General features: G+C 69.1%; 25 protein-coding genes. 11 read left to right on the top strand and 14 right to left on the bottom strand.

What is annotated here, in order from left to right; translation table 11 throughout:
* Positions 1-468 (bottom strand): (2Fe-2S)-binding protein, encoded by a 468-nt coding sequence (locus IEY36_RS06090; protein WP_188966009.1) that lies wholly within the window; start codon positions 466-468, stop codon positions 1-3.
* 276 nt (positions 469-744) lie between these two features.
* Between IEY36_RS06090 and IEY36_RS06085 the strand changes: the two genes are divergently transcribed.
* Positions 745-1,722 (top strand): LysR substrate-binding domain-containing protein, encoded by a 978-nt coding sequence (locus tag IEY36_RS06085; RefSeq protein ID WP_188966008.1) that lies wholly within the window; start codon positions 745-747, stop codon positions 1,720-1,722.
* A gap of 391 nt (positions 1,723-2,113) precedes the next feature.
* A complete protein-coding gene (locus tag IEY36_RS06080) occupies positions 2,114-2,563 on the top strand; it encodes a hypothetical protein (protein WP_188966007.1) in 450 nt (149 codons plus the stop codon).
* 325 nt (positions 2,564-2,888) lie between these two features.
* On the opposite strand, the gene IEY36_RS06075 is transcribed toward IEY36_RS06080, so the two are convergent.
* Positions 2,889-4,049, bottom strand: a complete 1,161-nt coding sequence (locus IEY36_RS06075) for an MFS transporter (RefSeq protein ID WP_188966006.1) — start codon at positions 4,047-4,049, stop codon at positions 2,889-2,891.
* 375 nt (positions 4,050-4,424) lie between these two features.
* On the opposite strand from IEY36_RS06075, the gene IEY36_RS06070 reads away from it, so the two are divergent.
* The 6 genes from IEY36_RS06070 (at position 4,425) to IEY36_RS06045 (ending at position 11,753) form a co-directional block, all read left to right on the top strand.
* Positions 4,425-5,330: a LysR family transcriptional regulator gene (locus IEY36_RS06070; protein ID WP_188966005.1), complete on the top strand. Its 906-nt coding sequence runs from the start codon at positions 4,425-4,427 to the stop codon at positions 5,328-5,330.
* Between the two features lie 79 nt (positions 5,331-5,409).
* Positions 5,410-6,270 carry a TauD/TfdA dioxygenase family protein gene (locus IEY36_RS06065; RefSeq protein WP_188966004.1) on the top strand — a complete coding sequence of 287 codons (861 nt, stop codon included), beginning with the start codon at positions 5,410-5,412 and terminating at the stop codon, positions 6,268-6,270.
* On the top strand, positions 6,267-7,883 hold the full coding sequence (locus IEY36_RS06060) for a GMC family oxidoreductase (protein ID WP_188966003.1): 1,617 nt from the start codon (positions 6,267-6,269) through the stop codon (positions 7,881-7,883). Before IEY36_RS06065 ends, IEY36_RS06060 begins: the two co-directional genes overlap by 4 nt.
* Positions 7,884-8,301: 418 nt before the next feature.
* Positions 8,302-10,494, top strand: coding sequence for an ATP-dependent helicase (locus tag IEY36_RS06055; RefSeq protein WP_188966002.1), 2,193 nt, complete (start codon positions 8,302-8,304; stop codon positions 10,492-10,494).
* The gene (locus tag IEY36_RS06050) at positions 10,494-11,420 is read left to right on the top strand and encodes a 50S ribosomal protein L11 methyltransferase (RefSeq protein WP_188966001.1); all 927 of its coding nucleotides are present in this window, start codon (positions 10,494-10,496) and stop codon (positions 11,418-11,420) included. Before IEY36_RS06055 ends, IEY36_RS06050 begins: the two co-directional genes overlap by 1 nt.
* A gap of 57 nt (positions 11,421-11,477) precedes the next feature.
* Positions 11,478-11,753, top strand: a complete 276-nt coding sequence (locus tag IEY36_RS06045; RefSeq protein WP_188966000.1) for an H-X9-DG-CTERM domain-containing protein — start codon at positions 11,478-11,480, stop codon at positions 11,751-11,753.
* A gap of 6 nt (positions 11,754-11,759) precedes the next feature.
* Here the strand turns inward: IEY36_RS06045 and IEY36_RS06040 are convergent, their stop codons facing one another.
* From IEY36_RS06040 to IEY36_RS06020, 5 genes are all read right to left on the bottom strand, one after another.
* Positions 11,760-12,047, bottom strand: a complete 288-nt coding sequence (locus tag IEY36_RS06040; RefSeq protein ID WP_188965999.1) for a flagellar basal body rod C-terminal domain-containing protein — start codon at positions 12,045-12,047, stop codon at positions 11,760-11,762.
* Between the two features lie 52 nt (positions 12,048-12,099).
* The gene (locus tag IEY36_RS06035; RefSeq protein WP_229681164.1) at positions 12,100-12,420 is read right to left on the bottom strand and encodes a DUF1294 domain-containing protein; all 321 of its coding nucleotides are present in this window, start codon (positions 12,418-12,420) and stop codon (positions 12,100-12,102) included.
* Positions 12,421-12,426: 6 nt separating this feature from the next.
* Positions 12,427-13,539 carry an LLM class flavin-dependent oxidoreductase gene (locus IEY36_RS06030; protein WP_188965998.1) on the bottom strand — a complete coding sequence of 371 codons (1,113 nt, stop codon included), beginning with the start codon at positions 13,537-13,539 and terminating at the stop codon, positions 12,427-12,429.
* Positions 13,540-13,666: 127 nt separating this feature from the next.
* The gene (locus IEY36_RS06025; RefSeq protein ID WP_188965997.1) at positions 13,667-14,860 is read right to left on the bottom strand and encodes an MFS transporter; all 1,194 of its coding nucleotides are present in this window, start codon (positions 14,858-14,860) and stop codon (positions 13,667-13,669) included.
* A 144-nt stretch (positions 14,861-15,004) separates the two neighbouring features.
* Complete coding sequence (locus IEY36_RS06020) at positions 15,005-15,346, bottom strand: DUF1127 domain-containing protein (protein WP_229681163.1); 342 nt, start codon at positions 15,344-15,346, stop codon at positions 15,005-15,007.
* Between the two features lie 141 nt (positions 15,347-15,487).
* On the opposite strand from IEY36_RS06020, the gene IEY36_RS06015 reads away from it, so the two are divergent.
* From IEY36_RS06015 to IEY36_RS06005, 3 genes are all read left to right on the top strand, one after another.
* A complete protein-coding gene (locus IEY36_RS06015) occupies positions 15,488-17,287 on the top strand; it encodes an aminopeptidase P family protein (protein WP_229681182.1) in 1,800 nt (599 codons plus the stop codon).
* A 138-nt stretch (positions 17,288-17,425) separates the two neighbouring features.
* Positions 17,426-17,887 carry a hypothetical protein gene (locus IEY36_RS06010; RefSeq protein WP_188965995.1) on the top strand — a complete coding sequence of 154 codons (462 nt, stop codon included), beginning with the start codon at positions 17,426-17,428 and terminating at the stop codon, positions 17,885-17,887.
* Entirely contained in the window at positions 17,850-18,695 is an 846-nt protein-coding gene (locus IEY36_RS06005) for a hypothetical protein (protein ID WP_188965994.1), read from the top strand. Before IEY36_RS06010 ends, IEY36_RS06005 begins: the two co-directional genes overlap by 38 nt.
* Here IEY36_RS06005 and IEY36_RS06000 read toward each other — a convergent pair.
* From IEY36_RS06000 to lpxC, 7 genes are all read right to left on the bottom strand, one after another.
* Positions 18,667-19,305 carry a LysE family translocator gene (locus tag IEY36_RS06000; protein WP_188965993.1) on the bottom strand — a complete coding sequence of 213 codons (639 nt, stop codon included), beginning with the start codon at positions 19,303-19,305 and terminating at the stop codon, positions 18,667-18,669. The two genes, IEY36_RS06005 and IEY36_RS06000, sit on opposite strands and share 29 nt — an antisense overlap.
* Before the next feature lie 225 nt (positions 19,306-19,530).
* Positions 19,531-19,968 carry an organic hydroperoxide resistance protein gene (locus IEY36_RS05995; RefSeq protein WP_188965992.1) on the bottom strand — a complete coding sequence of 146 codons (438 nt, stop codon included), beginning with the start codon at positions 19,966-19,968 and terminating at the stop codon, positions 19,531-19,533.
* 129 nt (positions 19,969-20,097) lie between these two features.
* Positions 20,098-22,227, bottom strand: a complete 2,130-nt coding sequence (gene ligA, locus IEY36_RS05990) for an NAD-dependent DNA ligase LigA (protein WP_188965991.1) — start codon at positions 22,225-22,227, stop codon at positions 20,098-20,100.
* Complete coding sequence (locus IEY36_RS05985; RefSeq protein ID WP_188965990.1) at positions 22,224-22,700, bottom strand: GNAT family N-acetyltransferase; 477 nt, start codon at positions 22,698-22,700, stop codon at positions 22,224-22,226. The genes ligA and IEY36_RS05985 overlap by 4 nt, the downstream gene beginning before the upstream one ends.
* A 79-nt stretch (positions 22,701-22,779) precedes the next feature.
* The gene (gene recN, locus IEY36_RS05980) at positions 22,780-24,456 is read right to left on the bottom strand and encodes a DNA repair protein RecN (protein ID WP_188965989.1); all 1,677 of its coding nucleotides are present in this window, start codon (positions 24,454-24,456) and stop codon (positions 22,780-22,782) included.
* A gap of 19 nt (positions 24,457-24,475) precedes the next feature.
* Positions 24,476-25,324, bottom strand: coding sequence for an outer membrane protein assembly factor BamD (locus IEY36_RS05975; RefSeq protein ID WP_188965988.1), 849 nt, complete (start codon positions 25,322-25,324; stop codon positions 24,476-24,478).
* An 80-nt stretch (positions 25,325-25,404) separates the two neighbouring features.
* On the bottom strand, positions 25,405-26,352 hold the full coding sequence (gene lpxC / locus IEY36_RS05970; protein WP_188965987.1) for a UDP-3-O-acyl-N-acetylglucosamine deacetylase: 948 nt from the start codon (positions 26,350-26,352) through the stop codon (positions 25,405-25,407).
* Positions 26,353-26,391 lie beyond the last annotated feature (39 nt).

Below are 26,391 nucleotides of genomic sequence, written 5' to 3'. Positions count from 1 at the left end.
TCAGCTCCTCCCGGCCGCTTGTGAGATGGCCGCGATGATCCCCGGGTAGGCACCGCAGCGGCATATGTTGCCGCTCATCCATGCCTGAATCTCCGCGGCGGAACTCGCGTGCCCCTCGTTGATGCAAGCGACGCCCGACACGATCTGGCCCGGCGTGCAAAAGCCACATTGCAGCCCATCACAATCAATGAAGGCGGCCTGCAGCGGATGCAGGGCGTCACCGGTCGCGAGGCCCTCGATCGTCGTTACCTCCGCGCCGTCGTGCATGAACGCGAGCGTGAGGCAGGCATTGATTCGCCGACCATCGACAAGCACCGTGCAGGCGCCGCATGCGCCCTGGTTGCAGCCCTTCTTCGTGCCAGTTAGGTGCAGGTGCTCCCTCAGCGCGTCGAGCAAGGAAGTCCGCGGATCGCACTCGATGGATCGCGCTTCACCGTTGACCGTGATGGTCACCCCTCGTGTTGACATGGCGCTGCTCCTTCAATGGGCGATCGGGTTGCGGGTGATGGCGGCGGCGCTGCAGGCATCGTGCTCGCGACGAGCTGCGGCGTGGCCGCCGCAGGCGAATGACCTGACGGCGGCAAGGCTTTTTCGGCGGCTTCGCCACCAGGCACGGGCTTCGGCAAGAGATTCGATGGTTCGCTCACGCGTGGTCGCTCGATCTCGTTGGTTTGCGGCCTGAAGATCATCGGACGTGCAAGGAATCCCTAGTCATTCTTCCTGCGGTCGTGTTTAGTTTTTCTGATGCCAAACAGAGCGCGTTTGCCCCTTGGCGCGTTACGCGCCTTCGAATCCGTCGCTCGTCTTGGCGGCGTCCGTCGCGCCGCTCTGGAACTGTGCGTGACGGAAGGGGCAGTCAGTCAGCAGCTCCGCACGCTCGAGGTGGTGCTGGGCGTGCCGCTCGTCTCACGCGGCCCTGATCGACGCCTCACGCTCACGGAGGAGGGCACTGCGATGCTACGCAGGCTCACTCCAGCCTTCGATCTGATGGAATCCGCAACACGCGACGCGATGACTGCAAGCGGGCCACAGCGTCTGCGGGTCCGCATGCTGCCGACGCTTGCGATCAGGTGGCTTGTTCCTCGCCTGGGGCAGTTCTTCGAGCGCCATGGCGACATCAATATCGAGGTGTCCACTGCTGCCGAGCGGGCGGCGGCCCTGCGTCCCGATGACGATTTCGTCGCATGGCAGGGAGATGGCTCATGGCGTGGCGTACACGCCGAGTTGCTCTTTCACGACGCCCTCGTCCCCGTCTGTTCGAGCCACCTTGCGCGCACGGCGCATGAGCCAGCAGCGCTCAGATCGGCCACGCTCCTGCATTCGATGTTGCGCCCGGAGGCATGGCGAATTTGGCTCGATGGAGCGGGTGTCGAGGGTGTTGATGCAACGGCGGGACGGCAGTTTGCCAACGCCTCGCTTGCCTACCAGGCAGCGATGGACGGGCTTGGCGTGGCCATTGCGCAGCGTGTCTACGTTGAGGCGGACCTGAAAAGCGGGCGACTGGTCGCGCCTTTCGAGAGGACGGTCGTCAGCGGCGAAGGCTACTACCTCATCTGCGAGGCAGAGCGGGCAAGCCTTCCTCGTCACCAGGCTTTCCTATCCTGGATCCGAGACTGCGTCAGGAAGGACATGCAGAAGGATGACCGTGAGGTGGTTTCGCGCCTCATCGGCGCGGAGCCCTCGGCCAAGCCCGCCACGCGGACCCGTCGTCGTTCCTCATGATCGTGGCTCACACAGGGCGCCGCCGCCCAAAGACGGATGTTGAGATTTGGTAGGTACTTGGCCGTAGCCGCACCTTTAATTGCTCTCCAAGGCTCCAGCCTGGAGACCGCCTGTACCGAGTCGCACTTCCTTCGCCAGAACCTCCCCAAGCCATCCCCTACCAGACACCGAACCCAAGGTCTTTCTTGGGTTACAGCGCGAACGGTCCACAATCGTCCGCAACCCGCGCTTCGACAGGACCGGGGGAGATCCGGGGGGGCGGATGGGCGAATGAAGGGTCCGCCCAACCATGCCGCGACCGACCAAGCAGAACGACGCAGCAACACCCCGCCTTGGCGCCTCCGACATAGAGGGGCTGCCGCAGGGTCGCCATCCCGTCCATGACCGTGCCGTGCCCGGCCTCCATGTCGAGGTGAAGCGCAGTGCCGTCCTTCATCTTGTCGGCCTCATCGACGGCGATCAGCAGGAGCAAAGGGCGATGCGCGCGGCGGCAAAGATGCAGGATCAGCGGGACGTGGATTTCCGCCACCTACCGCGGCCGGAGCCGGCGCCACTGTCGACGCCAGCCGGCGCGAACGCCCAGCAGCGCGCGGCCTTCTACTTGGCAGTGAACGAACTGAAGGCGCGATGCAGGGCGGCGTCGAAGGTCAGCCGCGGCTGGACGGCCGCCACCTTCGCCGGCAAGGCGCCGCCCGGCTGCAGCCCGCTGGTCATGCGGATCGACGCGAAGCACGCGCGCATCGCGATCGACCTGCGCGGTCGCCTGCGCCTGGTCGACGGCGCGAAGGCCGGCCCGGTCGTCAGCATCAGCGAAGCCGCCGCCATCGCCGCCGGCCGCTGATCCTACCCGACGGCACCGAGACCGAAGGATCGCGAACCTTGCGCTTGCGCCACGCCCACGGCCGCACGCGTGAGGCGGGCTTTGATTCCCGACTTGAGTCGAAAGCCAGTTGCCGCCAGCGACTACGGCGGCAGACGCTCCATCCCCGGCGCCTGATGCGCCTCTTCGTTCTCGCCAGCGCCACGCTGCTGTGCGGCGCTTGGATCGAGCCGCCCCGGTCGCTGCCGGCGGCACCGGCTCCTGGGTCGTGGCCTATTCCTGGATGTCGGCACGCCCGACTGAGCGGGCCGCCGGCGCCTGTTCACGCCCGAGTATCGGCGACGAACTAGCCCACTGCGGCAGGCTTACCTGGGCGCAGGACCACGAATCCGATCAGTGCCAAAACGCCAAAGCCGTAGAGCCCGGCCGCGACGAAGAGCGGCGCCGCGACGCTTCCCGTCGCATCCGCCGCGTAGCCGGCCAGCGGCGGCAGCACGGTGAGGGAGCCGTAGAAGACAGCGTAGAAGATGCCCATCCCGAGTGCGCGCTGCTGCGGCGCCAGGACCTCATTCGGCAGCGCCATGATGGGGCCGGACATGACACCGGTCACCGCACCGAGCAGGAACAGCGCTGGTACCGCCGGCCATTCACTGACCAGCGCAAGCAGTGCGGCGACGCTCATGACGAGGCTGGCCGCGACGATCTTCAACGGATGCCCGATATGCCCGACCAGCCACCCCGCCGCGGGGGCGAAAGGCACGATGATGAGCGGGGCAAGGCTAAGTAGCAGGCCTGCCGTGGCGGGCGGCATGCCTTGCGCCACGAAGAACGCTGGGGCGAAGCCGAGGAACGCAGCGAAGCCGCAATTGAGCAGGGCCCAGACGCCGGCAATAGCCAGCAGGGCGAGCAGGGGCCGCCTGTCGGGCCAGGGCGTACGGCCGACCACCGTAGCGGGCCCGCCGTCCACCTTGCGGACAATGAAGGCAGCCGCGACCAGCGCCAGCGCGCAGAGCCCGGCGACCAAGCCCATCGCAGGGCGCCAAGATCCCGTGATCGGGAGCAGCCCGAGCGCGAGCGCGTTGCCGAGCGGATAGCCGACGATTAGCGCGCCCATCGCCGCCGGCAACTGCGGGGCGGGAAACCGGTCCATTACCATCTTCGGTGCGACAACGACGACCAGTACGCTGCCCCCACCAGACAGCAGTCGGGCGAGCAGGGCGACCTCGAAGATTGGAGCGCTGACCAGCATCACGCCGCCCGCCATCATGAGGCCGATCCCGAGCAACAGGATCCGCCGGTCCCCGAAGCGGCCGATCAGCCACCCGCCCGGCAGGGCTACGAAGAGGCCTAAGGCGGAGTAAGCGCCGATCAGCGTGCCGAGCGCCGCAAAAGTGAGATCAAGGCTGCCCATCACCGCCGGCCCGACGGCACCGAGCGAGGGGTACTGCATGCCGTAGGCCGTTCGCGCCAGAACTAGCACACCGAGGACGACGCATGGATGGGACATGGTCACTCGCGCTCCCTGGGACCGGCCTTGGGCAGCACGTCCCAGATCGCGGGGCGATCAGTCCACTGGATGACCAGCGTAGCGGTCATCCGACTCTTCTCGCAATGAAAACACTGAAGTTGGAGTTGAAGTTACCCCGCTTCCATGGACGGCTTGCGGGTAGAGATCAGTCGGCCAACAGATTCTGTTCACAACATTCTCCGGGCTGCCCTGGTGCAAAGGTACTTCCGCAGTGCTCGGTAGGCGTCGCCACATGGGAGGAATCGTCAGAGGGCGCCCCCAGAGCGTCAGGATGGTTAGGCAGCCGGCACACCCCCGGCCCGCGCCCGATCAACCCCGCTTCCGGCCCCGGCGTGGCCGCCCTAGCGTTGCATCATGGACCGGCTGACCGCTCTCCGGCTTTTCCTGCGCACCCTCGATCGGGGCGGCATCGCCGCGGCGGGTCGCTCGCTCGGGCTGTCAGCAACTGCCGCATCGCGGGCGCTGCGTGACCTGGAGGATGAACTCGCGCTGCGGCTGTTCGACCGCACGACGCGCCATGTCGCGCCGACAGAGGCGGGGCGGCGCTTGGCTGCCCGCATCATGCCTCTGCTCGAGAGCCTCGACGCCGCCATGGTCGAGGCGCGCGAGATGCACGAGGAAGCAACCGGCACGCTGCGCGTCGTCGCGCGGCGCTCCTATGCGCTGCGGCATGTGGTGCCGCATCTCGCCGGCTTCCGCGCCGCGCATCCGCGGGTGGAGATCGACCTGGAGCTGACCGAGCAGACCGGGCTTGTGCCCGCGCATGGGGTGGACCTGGTCATCCGCCTCGGCCTGCCGGCGGGAAAATCCTTCATCGGGCACCGGCTGGCATCGGGCCGGCGCATCCTGTGTGCCAGCCCAGGCTACATCGCACGGCACGGCGCCCCGGCCTCGCCCGAGGCCGTACTGCAGCACCCCTGTCTGATCTATCGCGAGGCCGACGAGGCGCCGATCTGGGTCTTCACCACCGCCGACGGCGCGCGGCAGGAGGTCGCGGTGTCCGGGCCGTTCCGCTCCAATAGCGGGGAGGCGCTGCGCCAGGCAGCGCTGGATGGCATGGGCTTGGTGCTCCTGCCCGAATGGATGCTCGGCGAGGACGTCGCCAGCGGTCGCCTGACGCCGCTGCTGCCCGGCCTGCCGGCCTGGCCCGGGCGCTACCAGGCCGAGATTCATGCTGTGCATCTCCGCGCCGATCGCCTGCCGGCAAAGATCGCTGCCTTCGTCGCGCATCTGCTCGCCGTCGCGGATCCTGCCGCCTGACGGCAGAGTGTTTTGCGAAGATGGCGGCTGGCGCCCGAATGCGACGCGGCGCCAAGGTGGGGGAAGGAGGAAACGCCCCATGATCGAGACAACCCCGCTCACCCCCGTTCTCGGCGCCCGCATCACCGGCATCGATATCGCCCGCGGCGTGGACGCGGCGCGCATGGCCGCACTGCGCGACGCGCTCGATCGCTTCTCGGTGCTGGTCTTTCCCGACCAGCGGATCGACGACGCGGCGCAGATCGCCTTCAGCGAGGGGTTCGGGCCGCTCGAACGCACCCGTCCCGGCGCACCCGGGGCGGGGAGCCCGGTGATCATCCTGTCCAATATCGGCCCGGACGGCGCGATCACGGCGCCCACCGACAAGCAGGTGCTGAACAACAAGGCGAACCGGTTCTGGCACCATGATTCATCCTTCAAGCCGCTGCCGGCGCGGGCCTCGCTGCTCTCGGCGCGGGAGATTCCCTCGGCCGGCGGGGATACGGAATTCGCCTCCATGCGCGCGGCCTTCGCGGCGCTCGATCCGGCCGAGCAGGACGCCTTGCGGGGCCGTGTCGCGATCCACGATTTCGGCTGGTCGCGCACGCGTGTCGATGCCGCGCTGGTGACCGAGGCCGAACACAGCCAGCACCCGCCGGTGCGCCAAGCGCTGGTGCTCGAGGAGAACCCGCATGGCCCGGCCCTGTATCTCGGCGCGCATGCCCGCAGCATCGAGGGGATGGGCGAGGCGCAGTCGCGCGCGCTGATCGATCGGCTGATGGCGCTGGCGACGCAGCCTGCCTTCACCTACGCGCACAGGTGGCGGCCCCATGATCTGGTGATGTGGGACAACCGCGCCGTGCTGCACCGTGCCACCCCCTTCGCGACGACGACGGAACGGCGCCACATGGTTCGCACTTGCGTCGCCGGCACCGCGCCGACCCTTGCTGCGGCGGCATGACGGCGGAGACTTTCGAGGGCGATTGGGACCACATCATCGTCGGCGCGGGCAGCGCGGGCTGCGTGCTGGCCAATCGCCTCTCGGCCGATCCGCGCCGCCGCGTGCTGCTGCTGGAAGCGGGTGGTGAGGCGCGACACCCCTACCTCCAGGTGCCGGCCGGCTTCCTCAAGACCTTCCGCGATCCACGCTTCAACTGGAACTTCGCCACTGAACCCGGCCCCGGCGTGAATGGGCGCATGCTCCATACGCCGCGCGGGCGCGTGCTGGGCGGCTCCTCGGCGATCAATGGGCATCTCTGGGTGCGCGGATCGGCGCGGGACTTCGACGACTGGGCACAGGCGGGCTGCCGGGGCTGGTCGCATGCGGATGTGCTGCCCCACTTCCGCAGCCTCGAGGACTACCGCGACGATGCGCATCGCGGCGCCGGTGGGCCGCAGCATGTCTCCGACATCCCCGTGCTGCATCCGATCGTGGACGCCTTCCTGCAGGGCGGCGCCGAATGCGGCCTGGCGCGCAACCCGGACTACAACGGCGCAGCGCAGGAGGGTGTCTTCACCTACCAGCGCAGCATCCGCCGCGGCCGGCGCCTCAGCGCGGCGAGCGCCTTCCTCGCCCCGGTCCGCGGCCGCGCCAACCTGCGCGTCGTCACCGGCGCGCAGGTGCTGCGCATCGAGACGCAGGCGGGCCGCGCCACTGGCGTCACCTTCGCCCGTGACGGCCGTACGCTGACGGCGCATGCGAAGGGCGACATCGTGCTGGCCGCGGGCGCGATCGGGACACCGCATCTGCTGCAGGTCTCGGGCCTCGGCCCGGCGGCGCTGTCGCGGGCGCTCGGCGCGCCGGTCATCGCCGATAATCCGGGTGTCGGCGAGAATCTGCAGGACCATTACGCCACGCGCGTGGTGCATCGCGTCACCCGTCCGGTCACGCTGAACGAGCAGGCGCGGCCGCCGCGCCTGTGGTGGGAGATGGCGCGCTGGCTGCTGACGCGGCGTGGCATGCTCGCCTTCAGCCCCGCCCATGCCGGCGCCTTCGCCCGGTCGCGTGAGACACTCGACGAGCCCGACCTGCAATTTGTCTTCACCCCCGCCTCCTATTCCGAGGAAGGCGTGACAGGGCGGTTGCAGGACGTGCCGGGCATGACCATCGGCGTCTGGCAGTGCCGGCCCGAGAGCCGTGGATTCGTGCGCGCCAGGGACGCGGACCCTCGCCAAGCACCGGCCATCCAGCCGAACTACCTTATGGCGACCGAGGATCGCGAGGCGGCCGTCGCCGGGCTGCGCGTCGCGCGCCGGCTGTTGGGCGCGCGCGCCCTCGCGCGCTGGTCGGCGGCGGAGACCGCGCCCGGTCCGGCGCGGCAGGATGACGCGGCTCTGCTCGCCTACGCCCAGGCGAAGGGATCGACCGTCTATCACCTGTGCGGCACCTGCCGCATGGGTGGCGACGGCGCGCCCGTGACGCCAGAACTTCGGTTGCGCGGCATCGACGCGTTGCGCGTGGCCGATGCCTCGGTCATGCCACGGATCGTCTCGGCCAATACGAATGCGACGACGATGATGATCGCAGCGAAGGCCGCGGCGATGATGCTTGGTCAGTCCATCGCGAAGCCGTAGGTCAGGCAGACGTCGCCGACACTATGCAGGCGGGCCGACCGGCCGGTGCGGGCCGGGGGCGGCCCGCTGCTTGATCAGGCGTGCGAAGCCCGCTGGCCGTCTCGGCCAGCGCCGGCACCCGGGCAACGCCCAGAGAGAGTTGTGTTCTCAGTTCCCACCGCTGCAGCGGTGGGGATTCGAACTCTCGGCCCCGAGCCAACCTCGCGTGGCTACGATGGCGGCGATCAGATCGAAATCGTCACGTATTGGGATCGTCGGTTGTGTATCTCCGATTTAAACCTGTGGCCGGTCCGTGATCCACGCGATGGCGGCAGTCATGACGGATGCAGGTATGTTCGGTATAAGTGGGTATGCGCCCGCGCCCCCTCCTTCTTTTGTCAGTCACCAGGGCACGCAAGGGGAAGGGGCACCGCCCATCATGAGCGGGGATGATTATCTGGCGCGGTTGAACCCGGAGCAGCGCGCCGCGGTCGAGGCTGTGGATGGGCCGTTGTTGGTGCTGGCCGGGGCGGGGACGGGCAAGACGCGGGTGCTGACCACGCGCTTCGCCCACATCCTGTTGCAGGGCAAGGCCTATCCGTCGCAGGTGCTTGCCGTCACCTTCACCAACAAGGCGGCGCGGGAGATGCGCGAACGCGTCTCCGCGCTGCTTGGCGAGCCGGCCGAAGGATTGTGGCTCGGCACCTTCCATGCGCTGGCGGCACGCATGCTGCGCCGGCATGCCGAACAACTCGGGCTGAATTCGAACTTCACCATCCTCGACACCGACGACCAGACCCGGCTGCTCAAGCAGGTGATGGAAGCCGCGCGCATCGACACCAAGCGCTGGCCGCCCAACGGGCTGATGGCAGTCATCCAGCGCTGGAAGGACAAGGGGCTCGAACCCACCGCGGTGACGCCGGCGGAGGACACCGACTATGCCGGCGGGCGCGCGACCGAACTCTACGTCGCCTACCAGGACCGGTTGAAAGCGCTCAACGCCTGCGACTTCGGCGACCTGCTGATGCATGTGGTGACGCTGCTGCGCAACCATCCCGACATCCTCGCCGAGTACCATCGCCGCTTCCGCTATATCCTGGTCGACGAATACCAGGACACCAACCTGGTGCAGTATTACTGGCTGCGGCTGTTGGCGCAGGGGCACAGGAACATCTGCTGCGTCGGCGACGACGACCAGTCGATCTATTCCTGGCGCGGCGCCGAGATCGAGAACATCCTGCGCTTCGAGAAGGACTTCCCCGGCGCGCAGGTCGTCAGGCTGGAATCCAACTATCGTTCGACCAAGCCCATTCTCGCCACCGCCGCCGGGCTGATCGCGCACAACACCGATCGTCTCGGCAAGACGCTGCGCGCGGGCCGCAACGATGCAGAGGGCGAGAAGGTCCGCGTCATCTCGGCCTGGGACAGCGAGGAAGAAGCGCGCATGATCGGCGAACGCATCGAGGCCGCGCAGCGCGAGGGGCAGTCGCTCGGCGAGATCGCCATCCTGGTGCGCGCCGGCTTCCTGCATCGCGCGCTGGAGGAACGGTTGATCGCGATCGGCCTGCCCTATCGCATCATCGGCGGCGCACGCTTTTACGAACGCGCGGAAATCCGCGATGCCATGGCGTATTTCCGTGTCGTCGCGCAGCCGGCGGACGACCTCGCCTTCGAGCGCATCGTCAACCTGCCCAAGCGGGGCTTGGGCGATACGGCGATGCAGGCGATGCACGCCATCGCGCGCAGTGAGTCCATCCCGCTCTGTCTCGCCGCGTCGCGCGCGCTGGAGACCGGCGCGATCAAGCAGGCCAAGGCGCGCGAGGCGCTGCGCGAGTTGCTGCAGGGCTTCGAGCGTTGGCGCGCGATGCTGGATGTCGAGGGCCATATCGTAATGGCGCAGACGCTGCTCGATGAGAGCGGCTATGCGCCGATGTGGCAGCAGGACAAATCGCCCGAGGCGCCGGGGCGGCTGGAGAACCTCAAGGAACTCGTCAGCGCCATGGCGGATTATGAGAGTCTGGCCGCCTTCCTCGAACACGTCGCCCTCGTGATGGACAACGATGAGGCGGCGGAAGGCGAGCGGGTCTCGCTGATGACGCTGCACGGCGCCAAGGGGCTGGAATTCGACATGGTGTTCTTGCCGGGCTGGGAGGAAGGCGTGTTTCCCTCCCGCCGCAGCATCGACGAAGGCGGCGACAAGGCGCTCGAGGAGGAACGACGCCTCGCCTATGTCGGTATCACCCGGGCGCGGCGCGTGGCGGTGATCAGCCATGCGGCGAACCGCAATATCTTCGGCAATTGGCAGGCGCAGATCCCGTCGCGTTTCCTCGACGAACTGCCCGCGAGCGAGATCATTCGCGAAGGCAGCACGCAGCGGGACAACCGCCCCCGCGCCTCGGTTTTCGCCGGCGGTGGGATGTTCGCCCAGCGTCCACGGCGGATGATCGAGGCCGGTGCGTGGGAAGTGAAGCCGCGGCCCGCCGCATCCTCCGCCTTCAAGGTGGGCGAGCGTGTCTTCCACCAGAAATTCGGCTATGGGCGCGTCCTCGCGATCGATGAGAACCGTCTCGACATCGCCTTCGAGAAAGCCGGCGAGAAGCGCCTGCTCGACAGTTTCGTGGAGAAGACCTGATGCGGCCGTCAGGCCCTGATGCGCCCGGCGCCTTGTCGCGCCGTCGTGCCGAACCGCTGGAAGCCCTGGTGATCGACGGGCTGCCCGAGCATGCCGTGCCGGTCTTCGAGGCCGCGCTGGAACAGGTCTGCACCACCGTTGCGCTGTTCCGCGACGAGCCGACCGACACCTGGCGCATCGAAGGCGTGCGCGAGGCCGGCGCGCATGATGATCAACTGGATGACGCGCTCGCGCTCGCCGCCGCCGTGGCCGGCATCGACCCGCCGGTGCTGCAGGCCGCGCCGGTCGAGGCCGAGGGCTGGCTCGCCCGCACCGTGCAGGCCTTTCCGGAGATGCCGGTCGGCCGGCGCTTCGTCATTCGCCCGACCCATGTGCCGGACCCGGTGACCTATGGGCGCGTGGTGCTGAAGCTCGATGCGGGGCTGGCCTTCGGGTCGGGTGAACATGCCTCGACGCAAGGCTGCCTGCGGGCGTTCGAGGGCATTGCCTATCGTCGCCCGCGCACGGTCTGCGACCTCGGCAGCGGGTCGGGCATCCTGGCGATGGCGGCAGCGAAGACGCTGCCCTGTACGGTACTGGCGACGGATATCGAGCCGTGGAGCGTGCGCGTCTGCGAGCAGAATGCGCGCATGAACGAGCTGGTCCCGCGGCGCATGCGCACCATCCTCGCCGATGGCTGGAAGCCCCGGCTGATGAAGGGCGTGCGCTACGAGCTGATTTTCGCAAATATTCTCGCCCGGCCCTTGTGTGCGATGGCGCGGGACCTCGGGCTGCACCTCGCGCCGCGTGGCACGGCGATCCTCGCGGGGCTGCTCGGCACACAGGCGCGGATGGTCCTGGTGGCCCATCGGCGGCAGGGGCTGGTGCTGGAACGGCGGATCGATGTCGGGCCGTGGACGACGCTGGTGCTGCGGCGCGGGGCGTGAAGCATTTCGCTGCGCGCTGCATGGCTTCGCGGGACGGTGCGTTGAAGGAGACGCGCCATGCCTGTCGAGATCAAGGAACTCCACATCAAGGCGACCATTCTCCCCGAGGGTAACGCGCTGCGGTTCCAGGCGTCGGACGCCTCGGGCAAGGGGACGCATTCGGGCGGCGTCAACATCACCTGGGGCGACGGCAGCGTACGCGCGGTGGATGATGGCCCTGGGGATCAGTCCTTTGCCGCGGATGATCCCGGGCCGGTTCCGACGGAGCAGTTCTCGTTCAACGACGCGAAGATCGAGATCCCCAGCATGGATGGGCCGGACCTGTTCTTCTGACCGGGGTCAGGCGCCCAGGCTGATCGCCCGGCGCTCGATCGCATCATGACGTTCCATTGCCTTCGCGTTCGCCTCATAGGCGCGGCGTGCCTGGGCCGCGTCGGCCATGGCGCTCTCAACGTCGCCACTGGCCTGGGCGGCGGTGAGACCCTGATTACCAGAAGGCGGCGCGGGGGAAGGATCGCTGCCGCGTGCCGTCTCCGACACGGGGCTGGCGATGGTGGCAGCGGCGCGGTCGAGCTTCTCGGTCGCGCGCTGCATGCCCTGGATGGGGGCGGTGGACCCGATCTGCATCGTTTCACCGTACGAGACGAGTGTTGACCGCGGGTTAATCTCGCCGCGGCCGTCAGCGGACCCACGGTGTGACCATCATCGTCACGCCGTACATGCCGAGCCCGGCAAGCCCGAAGACCTGCAGGCCGACGATGGCATGCAGTTGTGCGCCGAAAGGCTGCTTGCGCGTCTTGTGGCGGAATGCCTGCCGCGCGAGCAGCGCGCCGCCTGACCCGCCGAGCAGCGCCAGCATGAGCAGGGTCTGTTCGGAGATTCGCCAGCCTCCCGCCTGTGCCATGCGCTTGTCGTGATGAAAGGCGATCACCGCCAAGCTGTTCGCGACGAGCAGCCAGCAGCCGGTTCCGAGGGCCCAGAACAGCGCGTCGCCTGGCACCGCCGGCTATTCCGCGGCCTTCGCCGTGGCCATGACGTGTTGGCGCAGCCGCGGCATCACCTCCTGCGCCAGGCGTTGCATCGTCTCCGCCTCCCACGCCGCGTTCACGCCGGACCAGTCGAGCCCGGCCATCAGCAGGTGGCCGAAGGGGCCGACCTCCTCGCGCAGCGCCACCAGCCGGTCGAGCACCGTGGCCGGGCTGCCGGCGATGACGCAGGCGTCGATCATGTCCTCGGTGGTGGCGGTGGTGGGGTCCATGTTGTCGCGCGGGGTCATGGTGGCGCCGAAGCCGGCGCGCTTCGCGATGGAGCCGAGATAGTCGAAATAGTAGTGCGTCGCGCCTTCGGGGGCGGTGGCGCGAGCCTTGGCCTCGGCATCCGTTCTGGCGATGACGAAGTTGCGGGCCGCGCGCCACTTGCCGCCATCGACCGGATGCCCCGCCTTTTCCATGCCGGCGGCCATGCTGCGCCAGTGCCCGGCGATGATGCGGTGGGCGACGAAGTTGGCACTGATCACGCCCCAGCCGCGCGCCGCGGCGACGGCGACACCCTGGCTTTCCGCACTGCGGGCCGAGACATGGATGGAGGGGCCGCCCTTCTGGAACGGTTTGGGCATGAAGCCCACGCCATATTCGGGCGAGACGGTGCGCGACAGCTTGATCGGCCAGGTCGCGCCGGGAATGTCATAGGGCGGGTCCTGCGCCCAGATCGCCTGGACGGTGGTGATCGCCTCGATCATCCGCTTGCCGCGTTCGGGCGGGGCGAGGTCGCCGAACATCTCGGAATCGGAGGGCAGCCCGCCCGGACCGATGCCGAACATCAGCCGTCCGCCGGACATGTGGTCGAACTGCGCGATTTCGGCGGCGACGATCGCCGGGTGGTGGTTGGGCAGGTTCACCACGCCGGTGCCGAAGGTCAGCCGCGTGCGGTGGACCAGCCCGGCCATGAACATCAGCGGCGACGCGATGGGTTCCGAACTGGCCGAGAAATGCTCGCCGACCCACAATTCGTTGAAGCCAAGGCGGTCGGCGAGGAGGGATTTCTCCGTATCCTCGGCCAGCGTCTCGTGCAGCGGCCGGTGCGGCGGGTGCAGCGGCATCATGAACAGGCCGAGTTGCATCGGGCGGCTTCCTTCCCTGGACCCGACCGATCCTAGGGCATGATGACCGCAGTCGCGAACGCACCGAAGGTCTGAATCACGCTCCATGGAGTGGCGGCGCGCTTGAGATGACGGCGTGCCGCCAGCGTCATACCGGCGCGAGGCGCGGCGCCCGCGTCGCCCAGTTGCTGACGATCGCGACCACGCCTACCGCCAGCATCACGGGCCAGAAGGCGGCGTAGGAGCCGGTCATGTCGACCACGATCGCACCCGCGCCGGCGCCCAGGAAGCCGCCGACCTGGTGCGACAGGAAGCACACCCCGTATAGCGAGCCGAGGTCGGCCACGCCGAAGCGCCGGGCGATGGCGGTCGAGGTCAGCGGGATGGTGCCGAGCCAGATGAAGCCCATCGCCGCCGCGAAGATCATGGTGCCCCATTCGGTCGGCACGGTGATCGCGAAGATGCCGACGAGGATTGTGCGCAGCAGGTAGATGCCGCCGAGCGCCAGTTCCGGCCGGACGACGTTGCCGAGGCGCCCGCACAGCCAGGAGCCGGGGATGTTGAACAGCCCGATCAGCATCAGCGCGGTCACGCCGAGGCCGGTCGGAAAGCCGCATAGCGCCAAGTGCGCCGGCAAGTGGACAGTCAGGAAGGCGAGTTGGAAGCCGCAGGCGAAGAAGCCGAGCGTCAGCAGCGCGAAATCCCGGTCGGCCAGCGCTCGACGTGCCAGGTCCGGCAGGCCTGCGATGCCCACGGGCATGGCATTGCCGACGCGGATTGGCGCACGCCATTCGAGCCGCGGACAGATCACCAACGCCAGCAGCATGGTCGCCGCCAGCATGGCGAAGGCGAAGGAGGTGCCGCCCGTCTCGATGCCCCATTGCGCGAAGGGGACCATCGCCGCCTGGCCGACCGATCCGCCCGCGGAAGCAAGGCCCAGCGCGTCGCCGCGTCGGCTTTCCGGTACCGCCCGCGCCACGGCGCCGAGCACGGTGCCCGCGCCGGCCGCCGCAGTGCCAAGGCCGGTCAGGATGCCGATGCCGATGATCAGGGTCGCCGCGCAGGGGTAGATGGCCGGCATCAGCAGGCCGACGGCGTAGATACCGGCGCCGCCCAGCGCGACGCGCCCGGTGCCGAGCCGGTCGGCCAGCGCGCCCGCGAAAGGCTGGCTGATGCCCCAGATCAGGTTGTGGATGGCGACCGAGGCGCCGAGCACGGTGGCCGCGATGCCGTGCTCGATGCCGAGCGGCAACAGGAACAGCCCGAAGGTTTGCCGCGCGCCGAGCGACAGCGAGACCGAGGCGGCGGCGGAAAGGACGATGATCCAGGCAGCGGCGGGCATGATGGCATCTCAGCCGTCGTGCCCCGCTGCCGCAAACGGTGCTGCGGCATGGCAGCTACGCGTCGGCCGCTCCGTCAAGGAGCCTGCCGGCGCGCGAAGGGTGGGGCCGCGACGAGGGGGGCGATGCCGCGGCCCCGCCGCGCATCAGGCAACCCGGGGGGAGGGCTGCCGGCCGGCGTCATTCGCCGGGCGCGGATTGAAGTTCGGCTCGAAGACGCGGCCGATGTCGAAGCGGTTCATGCCGATGTCGCGCAGTTCGCGATCCGACAGGCCGTGCAGCGCGTTGTAGGTGGCGATGCGCGCCGGCAGCGAAGCCACGAAGCGGATCGTGGCGCGCAGGCCACCCAGGATCCAGGCGGCGACGGCCTCATCGCGCGCGGCGACGGCGGCGAGGCGGATCGCCTCGGCATCGCTCTGGCGGCGCGAAGCGGCGGTGGTGGCGGGCATCAGCAGAGCGGCCTCGGCCTTGGTGAAATGGTCGTCCATGATAAGTGTCCTTGGTGAGGGCGGCGCCCCGTCATGGGGGACGCCAACCTTTCGTGTGCGCAATCTAAGTGCGCCCGGGCCACAGGTGATGCGCCAAGGTCACGCTATAGACATGCATCAAACGCGGAGCTTCCTGTGGATATATGCAACAACGCGGTAACGAGGATCACAGCCCTGTCACCGACCGAACGCCTTGCCGCGCTGCGCGCCCGCCTCCTGGAGGCCGGGGTGCAGGGCTTCATCGTCCCTCGTTCCGACGAGCATCTGGGCGAATACGTTCCACCTGCCGGTGAACGCCTGGCCTGGTTGACTGGCTTCACCGGCTCGGCCGGCATGGCGATCGTACTGCCCGACCGCGCCGCGGTGTTCACCGATGGGCGCTACACCTTGCAGGTGCGCGACCAGACCGACCCGACCCTCTGGGAATGCCGCCACATCACGGAAGAACCGGCGAGCGCCTGGCTGAAGGCGCACGCCCAGGACCTTGCCATCGGCTACGACCCCTGGCTGCTGTCGGTGCCGGCGGTCGAGCGGCTCGCCGCCCCTGGCGTGCACTTCGTGGCGCTGGCGACCAATCCACTCGACGCCGCCTGGACCGACCGCCCGGCCGCGCCGATGGCCGCCGCGGTGCCGCATCCGCTGGCCTATGCCGGCCAATCCTCCGCCGACAAGCGGGCCGAGGCGGCCGCCGCCCTGCGTGAGGCGGGCGAGGCGGCGGTGGTTCTGGCCGACCCGCATTCGGCGGCCTGGCTGTTGAACATTCGTGGCGGCGACCTAGACCATACGCCGCTCGCCCTCGGCTTCGCGGTGCTGCATGCGGATGCGCGGGTCGAGCTGTTCATGGCGCCCGAGAAAGTGCCGGCCGAGACGCGCATGCATCTCGGCAACCAGGTGGTGGTGCGCCCGCGCGAGGAACTGCCCCGCGCGCTCGATGCCCTGCGCAGTCAGCGCGTGCGCATCGACGCCGAGACCACCCCGGCTTGGTTCACCCATTGGCTGCGCGAGGCCGGCGCCGAGATCAGCCCCGGCGAAGACCCCTGCCGCCTGCCGCGCGCCTGCAAGAACCCGGTCGAACGTGATGGCGCGCGGGCCGCGCACCGGCGTGACGCTGCGGCGATGGCGCGCTTCCTGTGCTGGTTCGCCACCGAGGCGCCGAAGGGTGGGCTGACCGAGATCTCGGCCGCCGCGCAGCTCCTGGCCTTCCGCCGGCAGGTTCCGCATTTCCGCGCGGAATCCTTCCCCGCCATCTCCGGCGCCGGCGAGCATGGCGCCATCGTGCACTACCGTGTGACGCCGGAGACCAACCGCGGCATTGCGCCGGATGAGTGCTACCTGATCGATTCCGGTGCGCAGTTTGTCGACGGCACGACGGACGTCACACGCACCCTGTGGTCGGGGCCCGGCCCGGCGCCGGCCAGGTTGAAGGACCGCGTGACGCGGGTGTTGAAGGGCCATATCGCGCTGGCCACGACGCGCTTTCCGGCCGGTGTGGCGGGGCCGCATCTCGATGCGCTGGCGCGGCGGCCGCTGTGGGATGCCGGGCTTGATTACGACCACGGCACCGGGCATGGCGTGGGCTCGTTCCTGTCCGTGCACGAAGGGCCGGTCGCCTTCAGCCGCGCAGCGCGAATCGTGCCGCTGCGCGAGGGCATGATCCTGTCCGATGAGCCAGGATTCTACGCTGCCGGCGAATACGGCATCCGGCTCGAGAACCTGCTGCTGGTGGTGCCGGCCGACCTGCCACAGGCGACCAAGCCCTTCCTGTGTTTCGAGACGCTGACGCTGGCGCCCTTCGACCGCGCGCTGATCGAACCGACGCTGCTGACGGCGGCCGAACGCGACTGGCTCGACACCTATCACGCGCGGGTGCTGGCCGAGGTCGCCCCGCAGGTCGATGACGTGACGGCGGCATGGCTGAACATTGCCTGCGCCCCGCTGTGACCTGGTGTGGTGCAGGCGATGGAACGCAAGCGTGACGGTCTGGCGCCCTTGTCGATCCCGTCGAGACCAGCGCTCCTGTCGATGCCGGACTCGTCTGAGCAGGAATGGGGACCGGGACGGATGAGATCGATCGCAGGCATGGCTGTTGCCATCGCGCTCACCTGCGCGGCGCTGCCGGCCGCGGCAGAAACTCTGCGCACCCTACAATCCGGCCATGAACGCGCCAGCGAGAACGCCCCCAGCCGCTGGCGGGGCAGCTGGTCCCGGCTGCGTGACGATGAGCGCACTCGCGCAGGTGCCCCGGCGCTGCGCCTGGCGGTCAGGCACGATGCGGTCGGCCCGGTCGAGGTCCCGTGGGTCGCCGATCGCGGCATCGGCGGTGACCCGAATGCGCCACTCCGCGAATGGGCGGACCCCTGGGGCACGGCGCGCGCCGTGGCGGATGGGCCGAGGGCGCTGGCCGTCCTGCTGTGCATCTCGGCCCATGCCGACGACCCCTTCCCGCCGGTGCTGGACCGGCGCGGGAACGGGAAGGCGACGGCGCGGCTGGTGACGGAGATGGGTGATCCTGCCTGTCGCCTCGATGCCGATCGGGAATAGCGACCTGCGCCTGGATGGGCAGCGCGTGCTGCTCGTCTATGGGTTGATGGGCGAGCTGGTCGCCGCCTTCCAGCCATTTGGGTTGGAATACATGCATCCGTTGGCCGATTGGCTGCGCGCGCAGGGGGCGGTGCCCTCGGTCGTGAAGCTGCGCACGGCCGAATCGGTTTCAGCCAATGCGGCGCGGCTGCGCACCGAGCTTCTCGCCGACCCGGCCCCCGCCCTGGTGATCGCCCACAGCAAAGGTGGGTTGGAGGCGCTGGCGGCGCTGCTTGACCCGGCGGCACAGGCGCATTGCGTGGGGTTCCTGGCGATGCAGTCGCCCTTCTATGGCAGCCCGATCGCCGATGTGGTGATCGGCGCCAAGCCGCTGGAGGCCGCCGCCGGCGGGCTGGCGCGCATGCTGCGCATCGGGTCGGAGGAAGGGGTGCGCGACCTCACCACCTCGGCCCGGCGGGCCTGGATGGCGGCGGCCGAGGCGCCGATCGCCCGGCTGATCGCCGCGCTGCCGGTGTGCTGCGTGGCGACGGCGCTCGAGGATGGCCAGGCGCAGGGGCGTGAAAGGCTGCATCTGGCGGCAGCGCAATGGATGGAGAGACGCGGCTACGGGCCGAATGACGGGCTGGTGCCGGTGGACAGTGCGTTGATCCCCGGGGCGCGGCATGTCGTGCTGCCGGGCAGCCATATTGCCAGCGTCAGTCGGGGACCGGGACGCGATCCGGTGGCGGTGATGCGGGCGGGGCTGGAGGCGCTGTTCGCCGGCTCTGGCGGGATCGTTGCTACCGGGGCATTCCCGCCAGCATCCTGACGCCCAGGCCAAGGAACAGCGTCCCTGCCGCGCCATCCAGCCAACGCCCGGCCGATGAGGCGCGGAGCCGCCCGGCGATGCGCGCGGCCCCGGCGATCAGCACGGCGAAGAACGGGATCGAGATCGCCGGCAGCAGCGGCCCGAGGATCAGCATCTGCACCCATGGCGCGCTGCGTGTCGGGTCCACGAAGAGCGGCACGAAGGCGAGGAAGAACAGCCCGACCTTGGGGTTCAGCAGATTGGTCAGGAAGCCCTGGCGCCAGGCGGCGATCAGCGACGTGGTGGGCGCGCCTGCCTCACCGAGCCCGCCCACCCCGCGCAGGGCCGCGCGAATGGCATGGAAGCCGAGATAGAGCAGGTAGAGCGCGCCGATGATCCGCAGGCCCGTGAACAGCAGCGGATTGGCGGCGACCAGGGCGGCGACGCCAGCCGCGGCGGCCAGGATATGCACCGAGGCGCCGGTGAAGACGCCGATCGTCGCGGCCCAGCCGCGCCGCGCGCCGCCAGACAATGTCTGGCCGAGCACGAAAGCCATGTCCGGTCCCGGCGTCAGCACGAGCACCACACAGGCGAGCAGGTAACCGGAAAGGAGGCTGGGGTCGACGGGCATGGGCAGCGTCATGCGGCACCCACGCCTCATTCGTCCAACGCATTGGACTGATGGGAGGCATCAGGCGCGTTGATGCGGGTGTCAGAGATCGTTTGAAAAGCCCGGCACCGGCCCGCACCCCCACCCGGCCACCCACGTCAGTATCCTGGAATGGGTGGCCGGGTGGGGGTGCGGGCCGGTGCCGGACCTCAAAATGCGCCCCCTGGCGCATTTTCAATCGGTCTCTCAGCCCCCGTGGACGGCCAGCGTCACGTCCACATTGCCGCGCGTAGCGTGGGAGTAAGGGCAGATCTTCTCATGCGCTTCCTTCGCCAGGGCTTCGAGCGTCGCCTGGGGAACGGAGGGGTCTTCGACCTTCAGCGTGACCGCCAAGCCGAAGCCGCCACCCTCACGCGGGCCGATCGAGACCGCCGCGGTGATGGAGGCGCCGGCGGCATTCACCTTGTGTTGCTTGCCGACGAAGTCGAGCGCGCCACCGAAACAGGCAGCATAGCCCGCGGCAAACAGGTGTTCCGGCGTCGCCGTATCGGGCTTGCCGGGGCCGCCCATCGCCTTGGGCACGGACAGGTTGACGGAGACGATGCCGTCATCGGAGGCGGTGTGCCCGTTGCGGCCGCCGGTCGCGGTGGCGAGAGCGGTGAATTTCGGGTCGATCTTGTCCATGGCGGCGGTTCTCCTCGGTGGTGGCGACCCTTGAACTGGGGCGCAAGGCGGCATCGGCAAGCGTCACGGGCATGACGATTGGGTGGGCCGCGCCCGCATCGAGACGGACGTCGCCATGCTCGCCCCGCGTCACATCCCGGCCATGTCGCGGTATTCGGCCTCGGTCAGGATGCGCAGGCCGAGTTCGGCCGCCTTGGTCGCCTTCGAGCCGGCATCGGCGCCGACCACGACGAAATCGGTTTTCTTCGAGACGGATTTGGTGACCTTGGCGCCGCGGCGTTCGGCCTGCGCCTCGGCCTCGTCGCGCGACATCGTCTCGAGCGTGCCGGTGAAGACCAGCGTCTTGCCGGCGAAAGGGCTGTCCGACGCGGCGGTGGCCTCGGCCGGCAGCGGCGATGCCTGGGCGACCAGGTCATCCAGCGCGGTGACAGCGCGCGGTTCGGCGAAGAACTCCACCAGCTCTTCGGCGATGGCCGGGCCGATGCCCTGGATGGAGCCGAGTTCCTCACGCGCCTCGGAGCCGATGATGTGGGCGGCGATCATCCGGTCCCGCCATTCTTCGAGCGTGTGGTAGTGGCGCGCCAGCAGCTTGGCGGTCTGCTCTCCGATGCGGCGGATGCCGAGGGCGAAGATGAAGCGCTCCAGCGCAACATGACGTCGCGCCTCGATGGCATCGAGCAGCTTCGTCACCTTGCGCTCGCCCCAGCCTTCCAGCGCGAGCAGCGCGTCGCGGTGGTCGCGAAGGCGGAAGATGTCGGCGGGGGATTTCACCAGGCCGCGGTCGAAGAGGAGCTGGATGTTCTCCTCACCGAGGCCCTCGATATCCATCGCGCGGCGCGAGGCGAAATGCTTGAGGCGTTCGACGGTCTGCGCGGCGCAGATGAGCCCGCCGGTGCAGCGGCGCACGACGTCCTCGCCATCGCGGATCGCGTGGCTGCCGCAGACCGGGCAGACGGTGGGGAAGACAAAAGGGACGGCGGTGGGTGGGCGTTTTTCCAGTACCACGCTGACGATTTGCGGAATCACATCACCGGCGCGCTGCAGGATGACGGTATCGCCGATGCGGACATCCTTGCGGGCGATCTCGTCCTCATTGTGCAGCGTCGCGTGGCGGACGACGACGCCGCCTACGGTGACCGGCTGCATCACCGCGCGCGGCGTCAGCGCGCCGGTGCGGCCGACCTGGATCTCGATGGCTTCGAGCACCGTCATCGCCTGCTCGGCGGGGAATTTCCAGGCGGTCGCCCAGCGCGGCGCACGGCCGACGAAGCCGAGCCGGCGCTGCCAGTCGATCCGGTCAAGTTTGTAGACAACACCATCAATGTCGTAGTCGAGGCCGGCACGCTGTTCGCCCAGACTGCGCTGGAACGTCGCAGCCGCTGTTTCGTTGTCGAGCAGGGTGGAGAGCGGGTTCACGGCGAAACCCCACTGTTCCAGCCGTTGCAGGAAGGCGTGGTGGCTCTCGGCGGGCGGTTCGCTCGTCGCGCCCATGGCGTAGGCGAAGAGCTTCAGGGGGCGCGAGGCGGTGATGCGCGCATCGAGCTGGCGCACCGACCCGGCCGCGGCATTGCGCGGATTGGCGGGGATGACGATGGCGTCGCCGAGCTTCTCGCCGCGGGCGCGGCGCTCTTCGCGGTCGTTTGCGGCCTGTTCCTGGGTGGCGCGGAAGGCGAGGAAGTCGGCCTTGTCCATGAACACCTCGCCGCGGATCTCGATGCGGGCGGGGAAGGGGGCGTGCAGGCGTTCGGGCAGGGAGGCGATGGTGCGCAGATTCGCGGTGACATCCTCGCCCTCGGTGCCATCGCCGCGCGTGGCGCCCTTCACGAAGTGGCCGTTCTCGTAAAGCAGATTGATCGACAGGCCATCGATCTTGGGTTCGGCCACGAAGCGCAGCGTCTCCTCCGCGGTCAGGCCGAGGAAGCGGCGGATCGAGGCGCAGAATTCGGCGAAGTCTTCTTCCGAGAAGACGTTGTTCAGCGAGAGCATCGGCTCGCCATGGCGCGACTTGGCGAAGCCCTCGGCGGTTGCCGCGCCGACGCGGCGGGACGGGCTGTCGGCGCGGGTCAGGGAGGGGAAGCGCGCCTCGATGGCGCGGTTGCGACGGACGAGCGCGTCGTAGTCGGCATCGCTGATCTCTGGCGCGTCCTTGCCGTGATAGAGCGCGTCGTGATGGGCGATCTCGGTGGCGAGGGTGGCGAGTTCGTCGGCTGCTTCGGCTTCCGTCAGGGTGGCGACGTCGCGGGCGCGGAGCGTGGTCATGGGACGGCCTCGGCGGCGAGGTTGCGGAAATCCTGTTCGACAATGGCGAAGGCGATGACGGGTTCACCGCGGCTGCCCAGGTGACGGTAGAAGGCGTGGGCGGCGGTGTTGTCAGGCTTCGCCGTCAGCCAGAGATGACGCGCGCCGGTGACATGCCCGTGGCGGGCCAGCGCGGCCAGCAGGGCGCGGGCGACGCCCTGCCGGCGATGACCCGGCGCGACGTAGAGATCACCGACATAGAGCCCGTGTTCGGCGTGCGCCGTCTCGTAGGTGCGATGGGCCGTGACGTAGCCGGCCAGGCTGTGGTTGGCGGCCTCGGCGACGAAGACGATGCTGCTGTCCTGCCCGATGAGGTCGCGCTCGATCTGGCTTGCCGGGAGCCTGTCGTCGGGATCGTGCTGCTCGCGGTTCATCGCCGCGATCAGTTGTTCGAGTGCCTTCGCATCCTGTGCCGTTGCCCTGCGCGCGATCATGGCGCTGTCCCTGTTCGAGGGCGGAAGGATATAAGAAGGAGGGGGTGCGGGGGAGTTCGCTCCCCCGCTGCTTCCTGCATCACCGCACATCGGCCAGCAGCGATTCCGCTGCCGCGCGCGCCGCGTCCGTCACGCGTTCCCCGGCCAGCATCCGGGCGAGTTCCTCACGCCTTTCGCCATCCGGCAGGATCTCGACGCGGGTTTCCGCGCGCCCGCCTTTCACCTGCTTGGCGACGCGCATATGGGCTGCGCCGCGTGCTGCGACCTGGGGCGAGTGGGTGACGACGAGGACCTGCAACCGTTCCGCGACGCGGGCGAGGCGTTCGCCGACAGCGGCTGCGGTGGCGCCGCCGATGCCGGAGTCGACTTCGTCGAAGACCAGCGTGGGTACGGGCGAGCCGCGCGCGAGCACGACCTTGAGCGCGAGCATGAGGCGCGAGAGTTCACCACCGGAGGCGATCTTGGCCAGCGGCCCCGGCGTCTGGCCCGGGTTGGTGGAAACCAGGAAGGCGACGCGGTCCTGCCCGTCGGGGCCCCAGGCGCTCTCGTCCCGCGCGCCGATATCGATGGCCAGGCGGGCGCGGTCGAGCTTGAGCGGCGGCAATTCCTTCGCGACGGCCTTCTCCAGCCGGCCGGCGGCTTCCCGGCGCGCCTCCGTCAGGGCGGTGGCGGCGGCGAGATAGGCGCGACGGGCGGCGTCCTCATCGCGTTCCAGCGCGGCGACGCGGCCGGAACCGGCATCGAGCGCCTCGAGCCGCGCGCGCATGTCGGCGGCGAGCGCCGGCAGGTCCACCACGGCCACGGAATGCTTGCGCGCCGCGGCGCGCAGGGCGAAGAGGCGCTCCTCGACCACTTCCAGCCGGCGCGGGTCGGGGCCGGCTTCCTGCAACAGGCGGGATAGGGCGGTCTCGGCCTCGGCCAGCGCATCCTGGGCGGTGGCGAGCGCGACCAGGGCCGGCTGCGCCTCCTCATTGGGTGGCGGCAGGCGTTCCAGGGCGCGGGCGGCCTCGCGCAGCGCGCGTGACGGGGAGACTGCGCGGCGGTCGCGCGGGGTGAGCTCCGCGATGGCTGTGGCGATGGCCTCGGCGCGGCGCTCGCCCTGCTGGAGGCGCTGGCGCTCGGCTGCCAGACGCTCATCCTCGCCTTCTTCGGGGTTCAGGTCCTTCAACTCGGCGACGGCGTGACGGAGCCATTCCTCCTCGCGCTGTGCGGCGGCGATGGCCTCGCGCGCCTCGACCAGGCGCTTGCCGGCGATGCGCCAGGCGGACCAGGCGTCTGCGGAGGCTGCACGGCGGTGTTCCAATACGCCGAAGGCATCGAGCAGCCCACCATGGCTCGCCGGATCGGCGAGGCCGACCTGGTCATGCTGCCCCTGCACCTCGACGAGGGTAGCCCCGAGGCGGCGTAACAGGGCGACACCGACCGGCTGGTCATTGACGAAGGCGCGTGAGCGGCCATCGGCCTGCACGACGCGGCGCAGCACCAAATCGTCCTCAGGCTCGATGCCCTGTTCGCGCAGCAGGTCGAAGGCAGGGTGGCCGGCCGGCGGATGGAAGGCGGCGGCGACCGAGGCCTGGGCCTGGCCGGCCCGCACCATGCCCGATTCGGCCCGACCACCCAGGGCGAGGCCGAGGCTGTCGAGGAGGATGGACTTGCCCGCACCGGTCTCGCCGGTCAGGGTCGTGAGGCCTGGACCAAAGGCAAGGTCCAGGCGCTCGATCAGCACCACATCGCGGATGGCGAGGCTGGCGAGCACGGTTGCGCCGTGCCCCTGCTCAAAACAGCCAGTTGAGCGAGCGAGTGAGGAAGCCTGGGCGCTCATCGCCCGACCGCGGCGCACCCTCGACCAGTAGGGCGTAGGAATCCTGGTACCAGGGGCTGCCCGGATAGTTGTGGCCGAGCACCGAGGCGGTGGTCCGTGCCTCCTCCGTCAAGCCGAGGGAGAGATAGATCTCGGTCAGGCGGTGCAGCGCCTCGGGTACGTGATTGGTGGTCTGGTACTGTTCCACCACGCGGCGGAAGCGGCCGATTGCGGCGGTCATCAGGCCCTGGCGCTGATACCAGCGGCCGACATGCATCTCGCGCCCAGCCAGATGGTCGCGGCCGAGGTCGATCTTGAGGCGCGCATCACGCGCATAGGCGGTGTCCGGGAACCGGTTCACCACCTCCTGCAGGGAGGCCATGGCGGTGATGGTCTGCTGCTGGTCGCGCTCGGAATCGTTGATCTGCTCGTACTGCGCCAGGGCGCGCAGATAATACGCATAGGCAATGTCGCGATGTGCCGGATGCAGCAGGATGAAGCGGTCGAGCGCGCCGATCGCCTCGGTATACCGGTTGCGGTGATATTCAGTGTAGGCGGCCATCAGCTTGGCGTTGGTGGCCCAGGTGGAATACGGGTGTTCGCGTTCAACCGCGTCGAACAGGTCGACGGCACGCTGGTAGCGGTTGTTGCGCAGTTCCTGCATGCCGGCGGCGTACAGCGCTTCGGGCGACTGCTCGGCCGCGTCGGCGGGTGCCGTGTTGGGGTTCAACGACGGGTCGGCCCCGGTTCCCTGACGGAAACTGCTGGAGCCGCAACCGGCCAGGAACGCGACAAGGAGGATGGGCAGGAATCGACGGGGCATCTCGTGAGCCATGATGACGCGCCGCTCTATATCATGCGACGGGGCTGCCCCGCCAAGTCGCCGCGTGAGCGGAAGGCGGATCAGGCGATCGCGGGGGCGGCGGCAGCGCGCATGGGGGAGGTCGAAAACCCCTCCGCAAAGGCGGGCTGGCCGACAAAACGCCAAGCGGATGCGTCCGCGAAGAGCGCCCGCAGCAAGCGATTGTTCAGTGCATGGCCGGACCGGCTGCCGCGGAAGCGGCCACGCAGCGGGGCGCCGGCCAGCGCCAGATCTCCCACCACATCGAGCAGCTTGTGGCGCACGAATTCGTCGACGCGACGCAGACCGCCCGGATTGAGCACCAGCGGGCCGTCCACCACCACCGCATTGGCGAGGCTGCCGCCCTGCGCCAGGCCGACGGCGCGCAGCCGGGCGACGTCCTCGGCCAGGGTGAAGGTGCGCGCGTCGGCGAGGCCTTCGCGGAAGCTGCGCTCGGAGACACGCATGGTGACGTCCTGGCGGCCGATCGCGGTATTCGGGAAGTCGATCTCGAGTTCGGCGTCGAAGGCGGCCTCGTAGGCAGGCAGCAACTCGGCGAAGGCGCCGTTGGCTTCCTCGACCCTGACAGGGCGCAGCACTTCGATCGTCGCGCGCGGCGCGGCCGTGGTGGCGATGCCGGCACAGTCGATCAGGAACACGAAGGGGGCGGCGGAACCGTCCATGATCGGCACTTCGGGGCCATCGACCTCGACGATCGCGTCGTCGATGCCGGTGCCGGCGAGGGCGGCCATGACGTGCTCAATGGTCGATACACGGGCGGTGCCAGCGCCGATCGCGGTGCACAGGCGGGTGTCGACCACATGGTCGAAGAGCGCGGGGATCTCGATGCCGCCGAGGTCGATGCGGCGGAACACGATACCGGTACCGGCCGCGGCGGGGCGCAGCGTGACGGTGGCGCGGAGGCCGGAATGCAGGCCGACGCCGACACACCCGATGGGTGCCTTCAGCGTCCTGCGCCGCCCCGTCTCAACCGTGATGAAACCGTCCATCAAACCCGTCGCCTTTCCGGGGTGATCCGCGCTGCCTTG

The sequence above is a fragment of the Neoroseomonas lacus genome (assembly GCF_014644535.1).
GTDB lineage: Bacteria > Pseudomonadota > Alphaproteobacteria > Acetobacterales > Acetobacteraceae > Neoroseomonas > Neoroseomonas lacus.
This window is presented reverse-complemented; position numbering and strand designations above follow the sequence as displayed.

Excerpts from the sequence above, each read along its gene's own strand:
- IEY36_RS06010 (WP_188965995.1), top strand. The coding sequence starts at position 17,426 with ATGGCTGTTGCCATCGCGCTCACCTGCGCGGCGCTGCCGGCCGCGGCA.
- IEY36_RS06025 (WP_188965997.1), bottom strand. The coding sequence starts at position 14,860 with ATGCCCGCCGCTGCCTGGATCATCGTCCTTTCCGCCGCCGCCTCGGTC.
- ligA (WP_188965991.1), bottom strand. The coding sequence starts at position 22,227 with ATGACCACGCTCCGCGCCCGCGACGTCGCCACCCTGACGGAAGCCGAA.
- IEY36_RS06000 (WP_188965993.1), bottom strand. The coding sequence starts at position 19,305 with ATGCCCGTCGACCCCAGCCTCCTTTCCGGTTACCTGCTCGCCTGTGTG.
- IEY36_RS06050 (WP_188966001.1), top strand. The coding sequence starts at position 10,494 with ATGCGGCCGTCAGGCCCTGATGCGCCCGGCGCCTTGTCGCGCCGTCGT.
- IEY36_RS06045 (WP_188966000.1), top strand. The coding sequence starts at position 11,478 with ATGCCTGTCGAGATCAAGGAACTCCACATCAAGGCGACCATTCTCCCC.
- lpxC (WP_188965987.1), bottom strand. The coding sequence starts at position 26,352 with ATGGACGGTTTCATCACGGTTGAGACGGGGCGGCGCAGGACGCTGAAG.
- IEY36_RS06020 (WP_229681163.1), bottom strand. The coding sequence starts at position 15,346 with ATGGACGACCATTTCACCAAGGCCGAGGCCGCTCTGCTGATGCCCGCC.
- IEY36_RS06085 (WP_188966008.1), top strand. The coding sequence starts at position 745 with ATGCCAAACAGAGCGCGTTTGCCCCTTGGCGCGTTACGCGCCTTCGAA.
- IEY36_RS06055 (WP_188966002.1), top strand. The coding sequence starts at position 8,302 with ATGAGCGGGGATGATTATCTGGCGCGGTTGAACCCGGAGCAGCGCGCC.
- IEY36_RS06065 (WP_188966004.1), top strand. The coding sequence starts at position 5,410 with ATGATCGAGACAACCCCGCTCACCCCCGTTCTCGGCGCCCGCATCACC.
- IEY36_RS06090 (WP_188966009.1), bottom strand. The coding sequence starts at position 468 with ATGTCAACACGAGGGGTGACCATCACGGTCAACGGTGAAGCGCGATCC.
- IEY36_RS06040 (WP_188965999.1), bottom strand. The coding sequence starts at position 12,047 with ATGCAGATCGGGTCCACCGCCCCCATCCAGGGCATGCAGCGCGCGACC.
- IEY36_RS06030 (WP_188965998.1), bottom strand. The coding sequence starts at position 13,539 with ATGCAACTCGGCCTGTTCATGATGCCGCTGCACCCGCCGCACCGGCCG.
- IEY36_RS05995 (WP_188965992.1), bottom strand. The coding sequence starts at position 19,968 with ATGGACAAGATCGACCCGAAATTCACCGCTCTCGCCACCGCGACCGGC.
- IEY36_RS06070 (WP_188966005.1), top strand. The coding sequence starts at position 4,425 with ATGGACCGGCTGACCGCTCTCCGGCTTTTCCTGCGCACCCTCGATCGG.
- IEY36_RS06075 (WP_188966006.1), bottom strand. The coding sequence starts at position 4,049 with ATGTCCCATCCATGCGTCGTCCTCGGTGTGCTAGTTCTGGCGCGAACG.
- IEY36_RS05975 (WP_188965988.1), bottom strand. The coding sequence starts at position 25,324 with ATGCCCCGTCGATTCCTGCCCATCCTCCTTGTCGCGTTCCTGGCCGGT.
- IEY36_RS06060 (WP_188966003.1), top strand. The coding sequence starts at position 6,267 with ATGACGGCGGAGACTTTCGAGGGCGATTGGGACCACATCATCGTCGGC.
- IEY36_RS05985 (WP_188965990.1), bottom strand. The coding sequence starts at position 22,700 with ATGATCGCGCGCAGGGCAACGGCACAGGATGCGAAGGCACTCGAACAA.